A 13,487-nucleotide genomic window follows, 5' to 3' on the forward strand; every position below is an offset into this window, starting at 1 on the left:
TAGAGTCGTTTCGATTTATAACGATAAGCAACAAATAAGCCTTCTGCCGCTGGCAGAAGGCTTATTTTCATTCTATATTCGGACCAGACAACTGATTATTCAAGCTAAGCATCAGATCTGTCCGTGGATCATTCGGCTTCGCTATGTCAGCCCAATTAGAGCGGAAGCAGCTTCAGTTCCTCCTGCTCCTCCAGCTGATCCACCATGGAAGTCCACTCTGCCGGCTTAACAGGCAGCACGGCATAATAGCGCTTCAGGAAGTTCGCCACCAGCTTGCTGGAGATCCCCTTCTGTGATTCATCTGTCGGCAAGAAGCACAGATCAAGCCCGCCGACCGCCTGTCCATCACCTTGCCATGAAGGGTGGACATAAGGGAAATCGATTCTCAAATAACCTAGGTGAGACAGCACTTCTCTACGGACATAAGGATTCATCGACTTGATGCCGCCAAATTCATGCTCATCCGATATGTAGGGATTATAGATTTCAGCAAACATGCCAAAGAGCTCCTTGCCTTCCGCTTGTGCCAGGCCTCTCAGATCACGCCGGCGCGCATTGGCCAGAAACGGTCCGATCCCGAGTCCATCACGCCCGATAATCGTGAAATCGGTCATCGCTACATTCCAATCCGAATAATAACGATACTCCGTAGCACCAACCACCTGATCGTCCAGCACCGCCACAAATACCCGGATACCCGGGTCCTTCAATGGATCCTCCCACAAGGAGAATTCGAGCACTTCCTCCGGAGGAAATACCTCCTGCATCAGCTTATGCATTTGTGCAAACAGCGGATCCTTGATTGAGACAATACGAATATATTCCATAATGACTACCTCCTCCTTCAACTTACTTAAACGGATTACGCCATTCCATCAGTGCTCCATAGTGACAGGATTCCTCATCATCCAGGTAATTCTCAGCGACAGCCACGGGTGTTCGCCCACAGCGAAGCAAAAAAGAAATGACGGGATCACGAAGCTCACCGCAGGTGACGGCGGACAGGTATTCTGCAGCACTCATCTTGTCCGCTGCTGTATGATACCCGGGCATTCGGCCGCCTCCCAGAAGCCGCAGAGCACCTTCCTGTATAACGACATGGTACATGGATTGCATGAGCAGCTGTCCAATGCCAAGCTTGCGATAAGCAGGGCGGACGCTGATATCCACGACATATAGTGTATCACCATCCGGCTGGTGATTTCGAATATAGCCTTCATCAGTTGCTTCTGCCCAGGTATGCTCAGGATGGGCCGGGTCGAACATCGTGCGCAGCCCCGTCATTGAGCCAGCTAATATGCCGTCCACCTCTACCGTGAGCGCACCTTGTGGAAATAAAGTAATATGACTGCTCAGCTGTTCTCTGCTCCACCACAGCTCTGGTGGAAAGGGCGGCGGGAAGCATTCTGCCTGAATCGCAATCAGTTCATCAAAGTCAGTCTCGGTATAATTCCGAATGACGACAGGAACCGGCTTGCCCTCACTTAGGATATACATCTCTTTATGATACACCGCAAAAGCTCACCTGCCTTCTCTACCAGTCTGGGTACAGATCTACCCGGCGGTCACGCCAGGTTGTAACCGCTCCGCGCTCACGTACTTCATACAGCAGATCCAGATCCAGATCCGCAGTTACGATCATATCATCATTGATTTCCCCTTCGGCCATAATTCCACGCGGTGGAAACGGAATATCATTCGGGGTAATGATCGCAGCCTGACCATAATTGGCGCGCATGAAGTCAACGGTCGGCAGGCTTCCGACAGTCCCGGTCAGAACCACATATACTTGATTCTCTACAGCTCTTGCATGACTTGTGTACCGAACACGATAGAATCCGTGACGGTCATCCGTACAAGAAGGGCAGAAGATCACATCCGCTCCCTTGACTTTGGCCATGCGGACAATTTCAGGAAACTCGATATCGTAGCAGGTGAGCACCGCAATTGTTCCTTTATCTGTCTCAAATACCGTTAGTCCCTCGCCTGCTCCCATATTCCATTCCGTCACTTCCGTAGGCGTAATATGCAGCTTCGGCTGCCGTCCGATCGCGCCGTCCGGGTAAAATAGATGTGCGGTATTCAGCAGCTTGTCATCCTTCTTGATCACATGGGTGCCTGCAATAATATGGACATTGTAGTGCTTCGCGAGCTGTGTAAATAAAGCCTCGTAAGCCTCTGTAAAATTCGGTAAATCCTCGATTCCAAGTGCCTTCCCATTCTCATCACCGATGGACATCAGCTGTGTTGTCATAAACTCTGGAAACAGGATAAACTCGGCGCCAAATTCTTCGGCTGTCTTTATATAATGCTCCACCTGGGCTGCAAACTGCTCAAAGCTGGTAATGGTCTGAAGCTTGTATTGTACGGCAGATACACGCAGTTTCATTCGGGCTTCCTCCTTTAACTTATCTAAAGTTCGATGTGGGTCATGGTCTAAGTATTGAATCGTCACTTCAAAGCCATTGTATCAGGGAATATCCCTTCTGTTTAGTCCTTAGGCTTCAGCATTTTCTCTGAGAAAGCAATCCACTCTCGTACCGCAAATGACTGGTAGCGATCCTTCCGCCACACCATGCCGAGATCCCATGGAATCCGCTCCTTCAGCTTAAGTATCCTTACCTCCTCCTGGCGAAGCTCTCTGCAGATCGTCTCCGGCAGCAGAGCAACCCCGAGTCCGGCGGCGACCATGTTGCTAATTAGATCCCACTGTGCGCTCTCATATATAATTCGCGGCTGATATCCTGCCTTCTGACAGGCGCCAATAATCCGGTCATGCAGTGAGAAATCCTCGCGGAACAAAATAAATCCATCCTCGCTAAGCTCAGCCAATTGAATCTCATCCTGTTCTGCAAGTGGATGTGTGGGGTGAAGCACGACCTTCAGGGATTCATCAACGAAAATATAGCTGTCGAATAAATCCTCATCTGCTGGCAGTACCGTTACCCCCACGTCCAGCGCGCCCGACAGAATATCATTCTCGACCTTCTTCCCGCCATCCTCAAACAGCTGAATTGTAATGTTCGGATACTGCTTATAGAATGCTCCAATTACTTTAGGAAAAAAAGAAGCGCCAATCATAGGCGGGAGTCCGATTCGGATATGCCCTTTCTTCAAATTCATCAGGTCATCCAGCTCGGAGGATAAGTTGTGGAATGAAGTTACGATCTCCTGGGCCTGCCGGGCAAATACCTCGCCTGCATCGGTCAGCTTCACGTTCTTGCCATAACGATCAAGCAGGGTCACACCAAGCTCGTCCTCAAGACTCTTTACCGTTTTGCTGATCGTTGGCTGCGTGATGAACAGCACCTGTGCTGCCTTCGTGAAGCTGTGCTGCCTTGCCACCTCGAGAAAATACTGCAAATGCCGAATATCCATCGATTAACGATCTCCTTCTATAGAAAAATGGAATGATAGGCATGCTTATTATGCATTTTACTCATGAAAATAGATCATGTAAAATTTCAGTAACAACTAGTATACATTCTAGGATTCGATACAACGAATGGAAGACATCATTATAACCTTAATATAAAGGAGGCGGACTCATCTTATGAAGCAAACGGGAACGATCCTATTTCAAGTCGTGATTCGAACGATCCTATTTCAAGTCGTGATTCTGCTCGTCATCTCATTTGTGATGAATGGGTTGGTACAGCTCTTACAGCTGCCGATCCCCGGCTCCATCATCGGCATGCTATTGCTATTCATACTGTTGAAGACGGGTATCGTGAAGCTGCGCTGGATCGAGGCCGGTGCCAGCTGGCTGCTAGCAGAAATGCTGCTATTCTTCATTCCTTCCGCTGTCGGAATCATGAACCATCTGGATCTCATGAAACAGAGCGGTCTCAGCATTCTGCTCGTCATTCTTATCAGTACATTTGTCGTCATGGCACTATCCGGGCTTGCGGCTCAGGCCATCACCAAGAGAAAGGAGAATAAACCCTATGACAGCCCTGCTGTGTCTCCTGTTCACCATAGCCATCTATCTGCTGGCCAAAAAAATGTATAAACAATTCCCTAAGGTCTACCTCTCCCCGCTGCTCATCGTACCTGCGGTGATTGTCGTCGTTCTGCTTCTGACCGGCACGCCTTATGAGACATATAACGAGGGCGGCAGTCTCATTACACTGCTGCTTCAGCCTGCTACGATCGCTTTTGCAATACCGCTCTACAAGCATTTCGATGCTTTGAAGAAGAACTGGCGAGAGATTGCGGCTGGAGTGACCATCGGCTCGCTTACCGCCATCATCTCCACCTTGGTTACCACAAGACTATTGAATCTGGGCACAGCGCTGGAAACCAGTCTGCTTCCTCACTCCATCACAACACCGATAGCTATGGACATTTCGACAATGATCGACGGAATTCCGCAAATAACTGCTGTTTTCGTTGTCATTACAGGTCTTACTGGACTGCTGATCGGCCCCAATGTAGTAAAATGGCTAAAAATCGATGGAGAGATTGCCAGAGGAATCGCTTTTGGCACAAGTGCGCACGGTACCGGGACTTCCAAAGCATTCGAATACAGCCCGCTGACGGGTACCATATCGAGCATTTCCATGGTTCTTGCCGCTCTGGTTACCCTCATGGTCTCCCCCTTATTTTCGGTATTTCTATAATATTAGTCTATAATACTGGCTAATTTTTGAAAAAACCTATTGTATTGCAGTACATTCTTCCCTTAAAATGAAGAAATGATAATATCTGCTGATTAGCGGGGGAGATTACCCATGAAAAGAACCGGTATGAAAAGAGCGCTCGACCGTCTTGGCCGTATTGTACTTCCCAAGGAAATGCGTGACACCATGGAGATCGATATCGGAGATCCGCTGGAGTTTTTTATTGAAGGTAAAGAATTAATTCTTCGGAAATACAAGTCTACTCTATGCATTTTTTGTGGAAATGTGGACACGGAGATGTATTTCAAGGAACAATTTATTTGCAAGAGCTGCGCCCAGGAACTGAAATTTACGGATCATTCGGTGGACACGCCTGAATCTGATCGACAAGGTTCGACTAATTCCAACCAAGAACATCGTCTATCCCCATTTTCAGATCCGAAATACGCAGGTTCATCAGCTGTACATAAACATCTATATTCAACGGGATCGGATGAATTTGCCCGTGACGTACGTCCCAAGACAGCCCAAATGCTTCGCAGAATGAAAGAAATTATAGAAGGCAATCCAGGTATATCGCAGAATCAAATCGCTGAGAAATTAGGCATTAGTCAAGGCCGTGTATCTCAGCTTAAGAAGCTTCTCTAGTAATACGAAGACCTATGAATCACAATGACCCTCTCGGTAATATCGGGAGGGTTAGTTCGAATTTATGGAGTTAAGAGGTATAATAACGTTATATCCATTTATATGATGCTGTTTTATTACAATTCGAGGTGATCTCATGGAGCCCCAAAACAACGAGCGATGCCCGATTACCCAGGCGATGGACCTCTTAGGCAAGAAATGGGCTGTCCTCATCATGTATCATTTATTATCTGGCCCGAAACGCTTTACGGAGCTGGAAGCGGCTATGGCCATCAGCGGCCGGCTGCTGTCCGAAAGACTGAAGGAGATGGAAGTCGCTGGTATTGTCACTCGCAAAATGTATCCCGAAATTCCTCCACGTGTCGAATACGAGCTCACGGATAAGGGCCATGCGATTGAACCCGTTATTAAAGAAATTTACGAATGGTCTACCCAGTGGATTATATAAATCGATGAGCTACAGCCCTGAGCAGAATGAATCAATGCGACTGCACAGGGCTGTCTGCTATGTCATATATGTTAGATGAAGATCATAGAAGAGACACACGTTCTCCGGACTGCGCAGATTTCAGGGCAGCCACCGTGACCGCTTGTGTACGAACAGCATCGGAATAGTCTGAACGGATACGGCTTCGGTCGCCTGTACGCAGTCCATGGATGAAGGCCTCATTTTCCAGCAAGTATGCGTTACTCTTATTCTCTGTTATCGTCATTCCTGCAGGCTCAGGCTGCGCAATCTGCAGTCTCTCCGGATTCCAATTCCATACGCCTCGAGATGAATAGAAGGTCAGCCCGCTGCTACCCGGCACACCATCCGGCAGAATACATGTATTGGAAATATTCGCTACGACTCCGCTCTCAAGCCGCAAATTGACCGTTCCCACATCAGGTACACTTACACCTTCATGAAGCTCGTGCAGGCTGCGGTTTGCGTACATGGCCTGAACCTCCACTACCTCTCCGGCAACATATCTCAGCAAATCTACAATATGTGTCGTTTGTTCAATAAATTGTCCGCCTGATCCTTCCTGACGCCGCCACCAAGCAACTCCCGGCATGCCGCCATTCCACGCTCCATTTGCCATGCCAATGGTATGTCCGGCCAGATCCTGCCTCAGCTGGTCCACCGTCTCCTGATAACGGAAATGATAGCCTACCGATGTCAGCAGCCCCTTCTCCTGAATGGCAGCCTCTATCTTTTGCGGTAGAGCAAGATCCGTTGCCAGCGGCTTTTCCACCAGAAAAGGAATGCTCCGCTCAATGAGCGCGAGCTCAATCTCCCCATGAGACATAGGGGGAACACAAATATATACCGCATCCAGCTGTTCTGCATCCAGCATGTCTGTCAGCTGATCATAACCTTTTGCAGCATAGTCTGCTGCCATTCGGTCTGCCTTCTCCTGGCTTGTCCCAAGGATGGACTGGACCTTAACCCCTTCCATCTGCTGCAGCAGTCCGGCATGCACCTTGCTAAACCAGCCCGTTCCGATAATTCCAATTCTGAGTGTCATCTCCAAATTCCCCTTTTCTAATTAAGATAGCGATTTCACAAAGACCGGTACAAACCAAACATGCGATTTATCCCTTTGAATATAATTGTGCAGGAAATGAATGCAAACAGGGGCATATCCACATCATCGTTCTTCCATCTGACATGCATAAACCAGCCCATTACATAGTTCGCTGCCACAAACAAACCAAGTGAAATCCAGAACGGACCCCATGTACCCTCAAAAAATACGGCTTCAATAAAAGTAAGCACTATGTATCCTCCACCTACGATAAAAATCCCCAAGGCGGTGAACATAACGAACACTCTAAACAGCCAGCCAAGACAACCCATGAAACGCCTCCGCATGTTATCTTCAATTTCCTTATTAAGGATAACAAATTTAACCGGTGAACTCTATCTAAACCACCGATAAAAAATGCCCTCCTGAAGAGGGCATCTTAATCATGATCTGTTCTGAATCGTCTCAGCCTGCTGCCGGCTTCGCTTCTGTGATAAGCTGGTCCAGCTCCTGTGTATAGATCTGCTGCTCGACCTCTGTCCAGCCATTCACCTTCGACATGTACTCAATGACGGGAGCTTTATATTTCTTAACCCAGTCCATATGGAAGAAGAGCGCTCCTGTTCGGCGGATGAAAAAGTCGGCTGGCGTTACCGCCATCTCTTCCTTCATTGCATAATTCAGCTGCATGAGCACCTCCATCGGCAGATTGTTGCCAAGAGATTGTTCACTGCCTTCCGTATGCTGGAATAACCGTTCTGCATTCGATCCGTACATGTGTGACAGCCGTACCGCATCTGCCTGAGTCAGTCCATGCCGCATACCGACCTCCGTCATTCGCTGCACAAATGCAGGGTAGCCCGCACTTCCCCCGACATGCCCGCCTGATATCGGCATACGAACCGTTTGGCATGCCTTGAAAGGCCCTTTTCCTTCGTTATGCAATAGTGTCGCAGTCAGATCCACAACGTTCTCCGCCATCTTGCGATAACCAGTCAGCTTGCCTCCCGCAATCGTGATCAGACCGGAGTTAGACTGCCAAATTTCGTCCTTCCGTGATATTTCTGAGGCACTCTTTCCTTCCTGAAAAATAAGGGGACGAATACCCGCCCAGCCGGATTCGACATCATCGATCGTAATGTCCAGATCACTGAACATATAGTTAATCGCTTTGATAACATACTCGGCATCCTCTTTTTCAATAATAGGATTCGCGAGTTCTTCTTTATATACCGTATCCGTCGTCCCCACATATGCCTTGCCGTCACGTGGAATAGCGAATACCATTCGTCCATCCGGTGTGTCAAAATAGATCGCCTGCTTCAGTGGAAACCGGCTTTGATCAATAACAAGATGAATGCCTTTGGTATGCTGGAGCACTTTCCCTTGCCTCGATTGGTCCTTCTCTCTCAGCTGATCGACCCAAGGACCGGTCGCATTCACGACCTTCGCTCCATGTATGGTAAAGTCGGAGCCACCAATCAGATCCTTCGCCTGGATACCGCACACCTTGCCGTCTTTATAAATGAACGAGTTTGCCTTGACGTAGTTTATGGCGAGAGCCCCATTCTTCACAGCTTCCTTCATAACTTCAATCGTTAGTCGTGCATCATCCGTCCGGTATTCCACGTAGTAGCCGCCGCCCAGCATTCCTTCTTTCTTCAGCAGGGGCTCCTTGCTGAGCGTCTTCTCCTTGCTGAGCATAACCCGGCGCTCGCTTCGCTTCACCCCCGCCAAAAAATCGTAAACACGAAGTCCAATGGAAGTCATGAACTTACCAAATGTGCCCCCTTCATAGAAGGGGAGCAGCATCCACTCCGGTGTCGTCACATGCGGTCCATTCTCGTAAACGATGGCGCGCTCCTTCCCGACCTCAGCGACAACATCGATCTGCATCTGCTTCAAATAACGCAGTCCTCCATGCACGAGCTTCGTGGAACGGCTGGAAGTACCTGCTGCGAAATCCTGCATTTCAACGAGGGCAACCTTCATTCCCCGAGTCACGGCATCTAGTGCAATGCCCGCGCCGGTTATACCGCCGCCTATAATCAACAAATCAAAGTTCTCCTTGCTCATTGCCGTTATGGCATCCGTTCTGTTCATTTCAGCAAATCCTGTCATACGTATGACCTCCGCTTCTTGTATTTACACAGAAAACAGAAAAAGAGACCACGAAATAAACATTAATGGCATGGCGCCAAATAATGTATTCGCGGTCTCTCCTCGTCTCCTGACAACTATTAACTTGTTACAACTATCATAACACGGGTTAACCGTAATGCAAACCTTTAACTGTAATTGGGATTTTTAAAACCGACTATCTGTTTATGCTTACCTCGTTGACGAAAAGTATGCTCTTCTCTTTCGTGCTAAAACTGTCCAGTAGCCAGCATACGCTCCCTCGATATACGGCTCAGTGACAGCACAACCTCCTGGGCAGCTTTATAATTCTGCTCCTCCAGCACCTTCAGCGTATCCCGGTTAATTCCTATCGCGCTATAGTGCTTGATGTGAGGCGTTAGCTTGAACCGGACAATCGCATACATTCCCAATTTATCCTTAAAGGAATCGAAGGTACTCAGCATCACGGTGTTACCAATCGACTCTACGATCTCCCTCATGAACAGAAAATGATGCTCGATATAAGACACATAATTATTATTCTGCTCTGCAATCCGCTGTGCCTCTACATGGGCAGCCAGTGATTCGAGATCTATATAAATATCTCTGCCGCGGTCCTTCATTACCTCGAAGCAGTAGAAGAGCATGGCCTGAATTTGTTCATTCAAATCGATGAATTCCTTGCTGTTCATTTCCTTGACCAGGACTCCACGGTTCTTAAGTGCTGTTACATATCCTTCTGACTCCAGACGAGCGATGGCATGACGGACAGGTGTCCGGCTCATCTGAAAATCTACGGACAGCTCATTCTCTGACAGCAGCGTCCCTGGCATTAATTCCCCGCGAACGATTTGATCACGCAGCAGCGTGTATGCCGTATCAACCAGCGAGTTTTTTTTCATCATTTATGTAGTCCCTTTCTGCCCATGACTTATACTCACACTCGATTGTTATCACAGTTCGAACAAAATATCTATATTTTCGATATCATTTTACCTCATATTAACAATACGCGAAGAAAGGCCGCAACCCTGCCGAATATTTTACAAATCTTCAAAATTGCCGATACATTCTTCTTACACTCAACTTGTATCCTACTTGTGTACCACAGAAGTTGAACTTCAATATCGGGAGGATATAACATGTTGAAAAATAGGGGTCGTAAAGGTCGTCAAAGCTTAATCGTATCACTTGTACTTATGCTCGTTATTCTGTCTGGCTGCGGTGCCGAGGCAAGCTCAACCTCTGGTGAAGGTGAGGGCGGCATGCCGGAGGTCATTCGAATTGGGATGATGCCAAGTGAAGAAGGCGAGATGAATCGTTCGCAGGAACAGCTGGCCGCAGATATTACAGAAGCAACCGGCATTCCTGCTGAAATTTTTGTAGCTGAAGATTACAACATGGTTATTGAAGCACTGCGTGCAGGCAAGATTGAAATCGGCATGATCGGTCCATTCGGATACATCATTGCTACAGAACGCGCTAACGCCAAGCTGCTTGTCCGTTCAGAAAGTGATCAACCATCGAATACTGTAATTCTGGTTCAGAAGGATTCTCCTTATCAAACGGTACAGGATCTGAAAGGCAAAGATTTCTTGTTCGCTGATCCAGCATCCACTTCCGGCAATCTATACCCGCGTGCAACGCTTATGAAAGAGCTTGACCTGACGAATGAAGAGCTGGATTCCTTCTTCGGCAGTGTTGCTTTCTCCGGTGGACATGACAAATCCCTGCTTGCGCTGGCTAACGGCAATGCAGATGCGATCGGTACTTCAAGCCTCATGGTACCTATGATGGCAGAATCCGGTCTTGTGAGCGAAGATGATTACCGTGTGATTGCTGAATCCGAGCCGATTGTCGGCGGTGCGCCGCTTTTGTATCGTCAGGATTTGCCTGAAGAACTGGTAACACAGCTGCGTGAGCTTATGGTGGATTACCATGAGAAGAATCCTAGCTTCCTTGAGAGTATGGGGGCATCCCGTTTTGTAGAAGGCAGTGACAGCGACTTTGATCCAATTCGTGATGTTGCAGAGGCACTTGATATGTCTCCAGAAGAACTGTTAAGCAAATAATGAATTTCGTAATTCATAGCGAAGATAAATTTGATTCAAATAAGCTGAGTATTTGAAATGTGGGGAGGATTTTTTAATATGACACTACTACAAGTGGAAGGTTTGTCCAAAGTATATCCTGACGGCACGAAGGCGCTTGATAACCTTGATCTTACAATTAATCCGGGAGAATTCGTTGTTGTCATCGGGCCGAGCGGAGCGGGAAAAAGCACCCTGCTTCGCAGCCTGAACCGGATGATTGAGCCAACGGACGGCAAAATCCAGTTTAAAGGCAGCGAAACGATGGGGATTAAGGGCAAAAGGCTGCGCGAGCTGCGTCGTCATATGGGTATGATTTTTCAGGGATATAATCTTGTCACCCGTGTGTCCGTACTAAGAAACGTACTTCATGGCCGATTGGGCTACATGAGTGCGTTCAAGGGAGCCCTTGGCCTCTTCTCCAAATCAGATACAGAAGCTGCGAAGAAGATGCTGCAGCGCGTCGGTTTGTTTGAACAAATGTATAAGCGGGCCGACGAGCTGAGCGGTGGACAGCAGCAGCGGGTAGGGATTGCCCGCGCACTTGCGCAAAGACCCGATCTGATTCTTGCTGATGAGCCGATCGCGAGTCTGGACCCCGCTTCATCAGAAACGATCATGAACTATTTGTACACGATCTGTAATGAGGAAGGCATTGCTTGTCTATGTAATCTGCATCAAGTAGACATTGCGAAGAAATATGCATCCCGTATTATCGGTATTCACAAAGGTACCAAAGTATTCGATGGAACACCAGATGAGCTTACAGACGAGATGATCCGGCTGATCTACAACCAGACTAATTCCCAAGTGAAGGAGACCGCCTGACATGAATGCGGCACAAATGCAATCTGCCCGTAAAATGAAACGCACTCAAACAATTCTGTTTGTCATCGTGCTGCTTGCCCTCATCATCTGGTCCTCCATCGGTGCTGAGTTTACTCTCGGAGCTCTGTTTACAGGCGTTGGTGAGAGCTTCCGATTTATCTTTTTCGACTTTCTGCCGCCGGACTTCTCTTCCCTGTCCCAGCTCGTAGAGCCTGCTCTGCAGACGTTATATATGAGTGTCGTTGCGATGGTAATCGGCTCTATTGTTGCTGGACTATTGTCCTTCCTGGCTGCGGCGACAACGAGCCCGCACCCTTACCTGCAGGTATTCGTTCGGGCGGCAACGTCGCTCTTCCGGAATATCCCGGTCATTATTTGGACGATCCTGCTTGTTGCTGCATTCGGACTCGGTGCGGTCGTAGGAACGATGTCCCTCATTCTGATCTCAATCGGAATGCTGACCCGCTCTTTTGCCGAGGTGCTTGAAGAAATTGATATGAGACAGGTTGAGGCCGTCCGCGCATCGGGCGGAAGTTATTTTCAAGTGCTGTCTCAAGCCGTCATTCCACAGTTTCTGCCTGGTTTTATCGGCTGGACCTTGTACAACTTTGAAATTAACGTTCGCGCCTCCACGATCGTCGGTATGGTGGGCGGCGGCGGTCTCGGATTTATTTTGCAATCCAAATTGAAATTGTTTCAGTACCAGGAAGCCAGCATGGCCGTTCTGCTCGTGCTCGTCATCGTCCTTGTCGTTGAAACGATTACCAATCGCGTAAGGGAGCGGATCATATGAGTATGCAGCTAAACGGGCCTAAACCATCCTTTACGGTGCTGACATCGACGGTCGAGCCGCCGAAGCCGAAGAAAAATAAGCTGGTTGTGATCGGTCTTCCGCTGGTCGCTGTACTGTTTATATTCAGTCTCCTGCAGCTGCAGTTTGATTATGCCAAGATTGCTGAGGGCTTCACGAAGCTGTGGGGTTATGTGGGGACGATGTTCCCTCCTGATTTCTCTGCCTGGAAGCATGTCCTGCTCGCTGCCGTAGAATCACTGCAAGTAGCCATTATTGGCTCCGTGCTGGGTATAGTCGTTGCGTTCTTCCTGTCCTTTCTCGCAGCAAGCAACCTGACACCACATCCCTTGATTGCATGGGTTATCCAAAGCGCAGCCTCTCTGCTGCGTGCGATTCCTACCATTGTGTGGGCGCTCATCTTCATCGTGTCTGTCGGACTTGGGCCACTTCCTGGCGTCCTGGCCATCGCCGTATCTGCTGCAGGTATGCTCGTCAAAGTATTTGCCCAGTCACTCGAAGAGATCGACAAGGGTGTGCTTGAAGCGATGCGGGCAACTGGAGCCAGCTGGCTGCAGATCGTAATGCAGGGTGTGCTACCTACGGTGAAAACGGCGTTCATCGCCTGGTGTGTACTCCAGCTCGAAGGCGGTATTGCCGAATCCACCATTCTCGGTGCAGTCGGTGCCGGCGGGATCGGATTTGAAATGACGCATGCGATGAAATCCTACAATTTTGCGGCAGCTTTGTTTGTCGGCCTGGTCGTCTTCGTCATGGTGTTCAGCGTGGAGTTCATTGCGAATAGGTATAAAATGAAATTGAGAACACGTAAGAGTTAAGATGTGAAGTCGATTCAATTTATGAATCGGTTTAATGA

The 13,487-nt window shown here is 48.4% G+C and carries 16 protein-coding genes; 8 read left to right on the plus strand and 8 right to left on the minus strand.

Annotated features, from left to right (window positions below; genetic code table 11):
- Positions 1-155 precede the first annotated feature (155 nt).
- The 4 genes from PUW25_RS23875 to cidR all read right to left on the minus strand — a co-directional run bounded on the left by PUW25_RS23875 (position 156) and on the right by cidR (position 3,378).
- The gene (locus PUW25_RS23875; protein WP_047911300.1) at positions 156-827 is read right to left on the minus strand and encodes a hypothetical protein; all 672 of its coding nucleotides are present in this window, start codon (positions 825-827) and stop codon (positions 156-158) included.
- 22 nt (positions 828-849) lie between these two features.
- Positions 850-1,512 carry a GNAT family N-acetyltransferase gene (locus PUW25_RS23880; protein ID WP_274337710.1) on the minus strand — a complete coding sequence of 221 codons (663 nt, stop codon included), beginning with the start codon at positions 1,510-1,512 and terminating at the stop codon, positions 850-852.
- A 22-nt stretch (positions 1,513-1,534) separates the two neighbouring features.
- Positions 1,535-2,389, minus strand: coding sequence for a carbon-nitrogen hydrolase family protein (locus PUW25_RS23885; protein WP_274337711.1), 855 nt, complete (start codon positions 2,387-2,389; stop codon positions 1,535-1,537).
- A 101-nt stretch (positions 2,390-2,490) separates the two neighbouring features.
- A complete protein-coding gene (gene cidR, locus PUW25_RS23890; protein WP_047911298.1) occupies positions 2,491-3,378 on the minus strand; it encodes a cidABC operon transcriptional activator CidR in 888 nt (295 codons plus the stop codon).
- A 175-nt stretch (positions 3,379-3,553) separates the two neighbouring features.
- Between cidR and PUW25_RS23895 the strand changes: the two genes are divergently transcribed.
- The 4 genes from PUW25_RS23895 (at position 3,554) to PUW25_RS23910 (ending at position 5,718) form a co-directional block, all read left to right on the plus strand.
- Complete coding sequence (locus tag PUW25_RS23895) at positions 3,554-4,012, plus strand: CidA/LrgA family protein (protein ID WP_274337712.1); 459 nt, start codon at positions 3,554-3,556, stop codon at positions 4,010-4,012.
- Entirely contained in the window at positions 3,948-4,622 is a 675-nt protein-coding gene (locus PUW25_RS23900) for an LrgB family protein (RefSeq protein ID WP_047911297.1), read from the plus strand. Before PUW25_RS23895 ends, PUW25_RS23900 begins: the two co-directional genes overlap by 65 nt.
- A 111-nt stretch (positions 4,623-4,733) precedes the next feature.
- Complete coding sequence (locus tag PUW25_RS23905) at positions 4,734-5,270, plus strand: AbrB/MazE/SpoVT family DNA-binding domain-containing protein (protein ID WP_047911296.1); 537 nt, start codon at positions 4,734-4,736, stop codon at positions 5,268-5,270.
- Between the two features lie 136 nt (positions 5,271-5,406).
- Entirely contained in the window at positions 5,407-5,718 is a 312-nt protein-coding gene (locus tag PUW25_RS23910; RefSeq protein WP_047911295.1) for a winged helix-turn-helix transcriptional regulator, read from the plus strand.
- A gap of 82 nt (positions 5,719-5,800) precedes the next feature.
- Here PUW25_RS23910 and PUW25_RS23915 read toward each other — a convergent pair whose 3' ends face one another.
- The 4 genes from PUW25_RS23915 to PUW25_RS23930 all read right to left on the minus strand — a co-directional run bounded on the left by PUW25_RS23915 (position 5,801) and on the right by PUW25_RS23930 (position 9,807).
- Positions 5,801-6,781: a Gfo/Idh/MocA family protein gene (locus PUW25_RS23915; RefSeq protein ID WP_047911294.1), complete on the minus strand. Its 981-nt coding sequence runs from the start codon at positions 6,779-6,781 to the stop codon at positions 5,801-5,803.
- A 35-nt stretch (positions 6,782-6,816) separates the two neighbouring features.
- Positions 6,817-7,128, minus strand: coding sequence for a hypothetical protein (locus PUW25_RS23920; protein WP_152557685.1), 312 nt, complete (start codon positions 7,126-7,128; stop codon positions 6,817-6,819).
- 118 nt (positions 7,129-7,246) lie between these two features.
- Entirely contained in the window at positions 7,247-8,902 is a 1,656-nt protein-coding gene (locus tag PUW25_RS23925; RefSeq protein ID WP_274337713.1) for a glycerol-3-phosphate dehydrogenase/oxidase, read from the minus strand.
- 248 nt (positions 8,903-9,150) lie between these two features.
- On the minus strand, positions 9,151-9,807 hold the full coding sequence (locus PUW25_RS23930) for a GntR family transcriptional regulator (protein ID WP_052511847.1): 657 nt from the start codon (positions 9,805-9,807) through the stop codon (positions 9,151-9,153).
- Positions 9,808-10,044: 237 nt separating this feature from the next.
- Between PUW25_RS23930 and PUW25_RS23935 the strand changes: the two genes are divergently transcribed.
- The 4 genes from PUW25_RS23935 to phnE (PUW25_RS23950) all read left to right on the plus strand — a co-directional run bounded on the left by PUW25_RS23935 (position 10,045) and on the right by phnE (PUW25_RS23950) (position 13,449).
- A complete protein-coding gene (locus PUW25_RS23935; RefSeq protein ID WP_047911291.1) occupies positions 10,045-10,974 on the plus strand; it encodes a phosphate/phosphite/phosphonate ABC transporter substrate-binding protein in 930 nt (309 codons plus the stop codon).
- A 78-nt stretch (positions 10,975-11,052) separates the two neighbouring features.
- On the plus strand, positions 11,053-11,820 hold the full coding sequence (gene phnC / locus PUW25_RS23940) for a phosphonate ABC transporter ATP-binding protein (protein WP_047911290.1): 768 nt from the start codon (positions 11,053-11,055) through the stop codon (positions 11,818-11,820).
- A 1-nt stretch (position 11,821) separates the two neighbouring features.
- On the plus strand, positions 11,822-12,613 hold the full coding sequence (gene phnE / locus PUW25_RS23945; protein WP_205054524.1) for a phosphonate ABC transporter, permease protein PhnE: 792 nt from the start codon (positions 11,822-11,824) through the stop codon (positions 12,611-12,613).
- A complete protein-coding gene (gene phnE / locus PUW25_RS23950) occupies positions 12,610-13,449 on the plus strand; it encodes a phosphonate ABC transporter, permease protein PhnE (RefSeq protein WP_274337714.1) in 840 nt (279 codons plus the stop codon). The genes phnE (PUW25_RS23945) and phnE (PUW25_RS23950) overlap by 4 nt, the downstream gene beginning before the upstream one ends.
- The last annotated feature ends 38 nt before the right edge of the window (positions 13,450-13,487 follow it).

It is taken from the genome of Paenibacillus urinalis, assembly GCF_028747985.1.
Lineage (GTDB): Bacteria > Bacillota > Bacilli > Paenibacillales > Paenibacillaceae > Paenibacillus > Paenibacillus urinalis.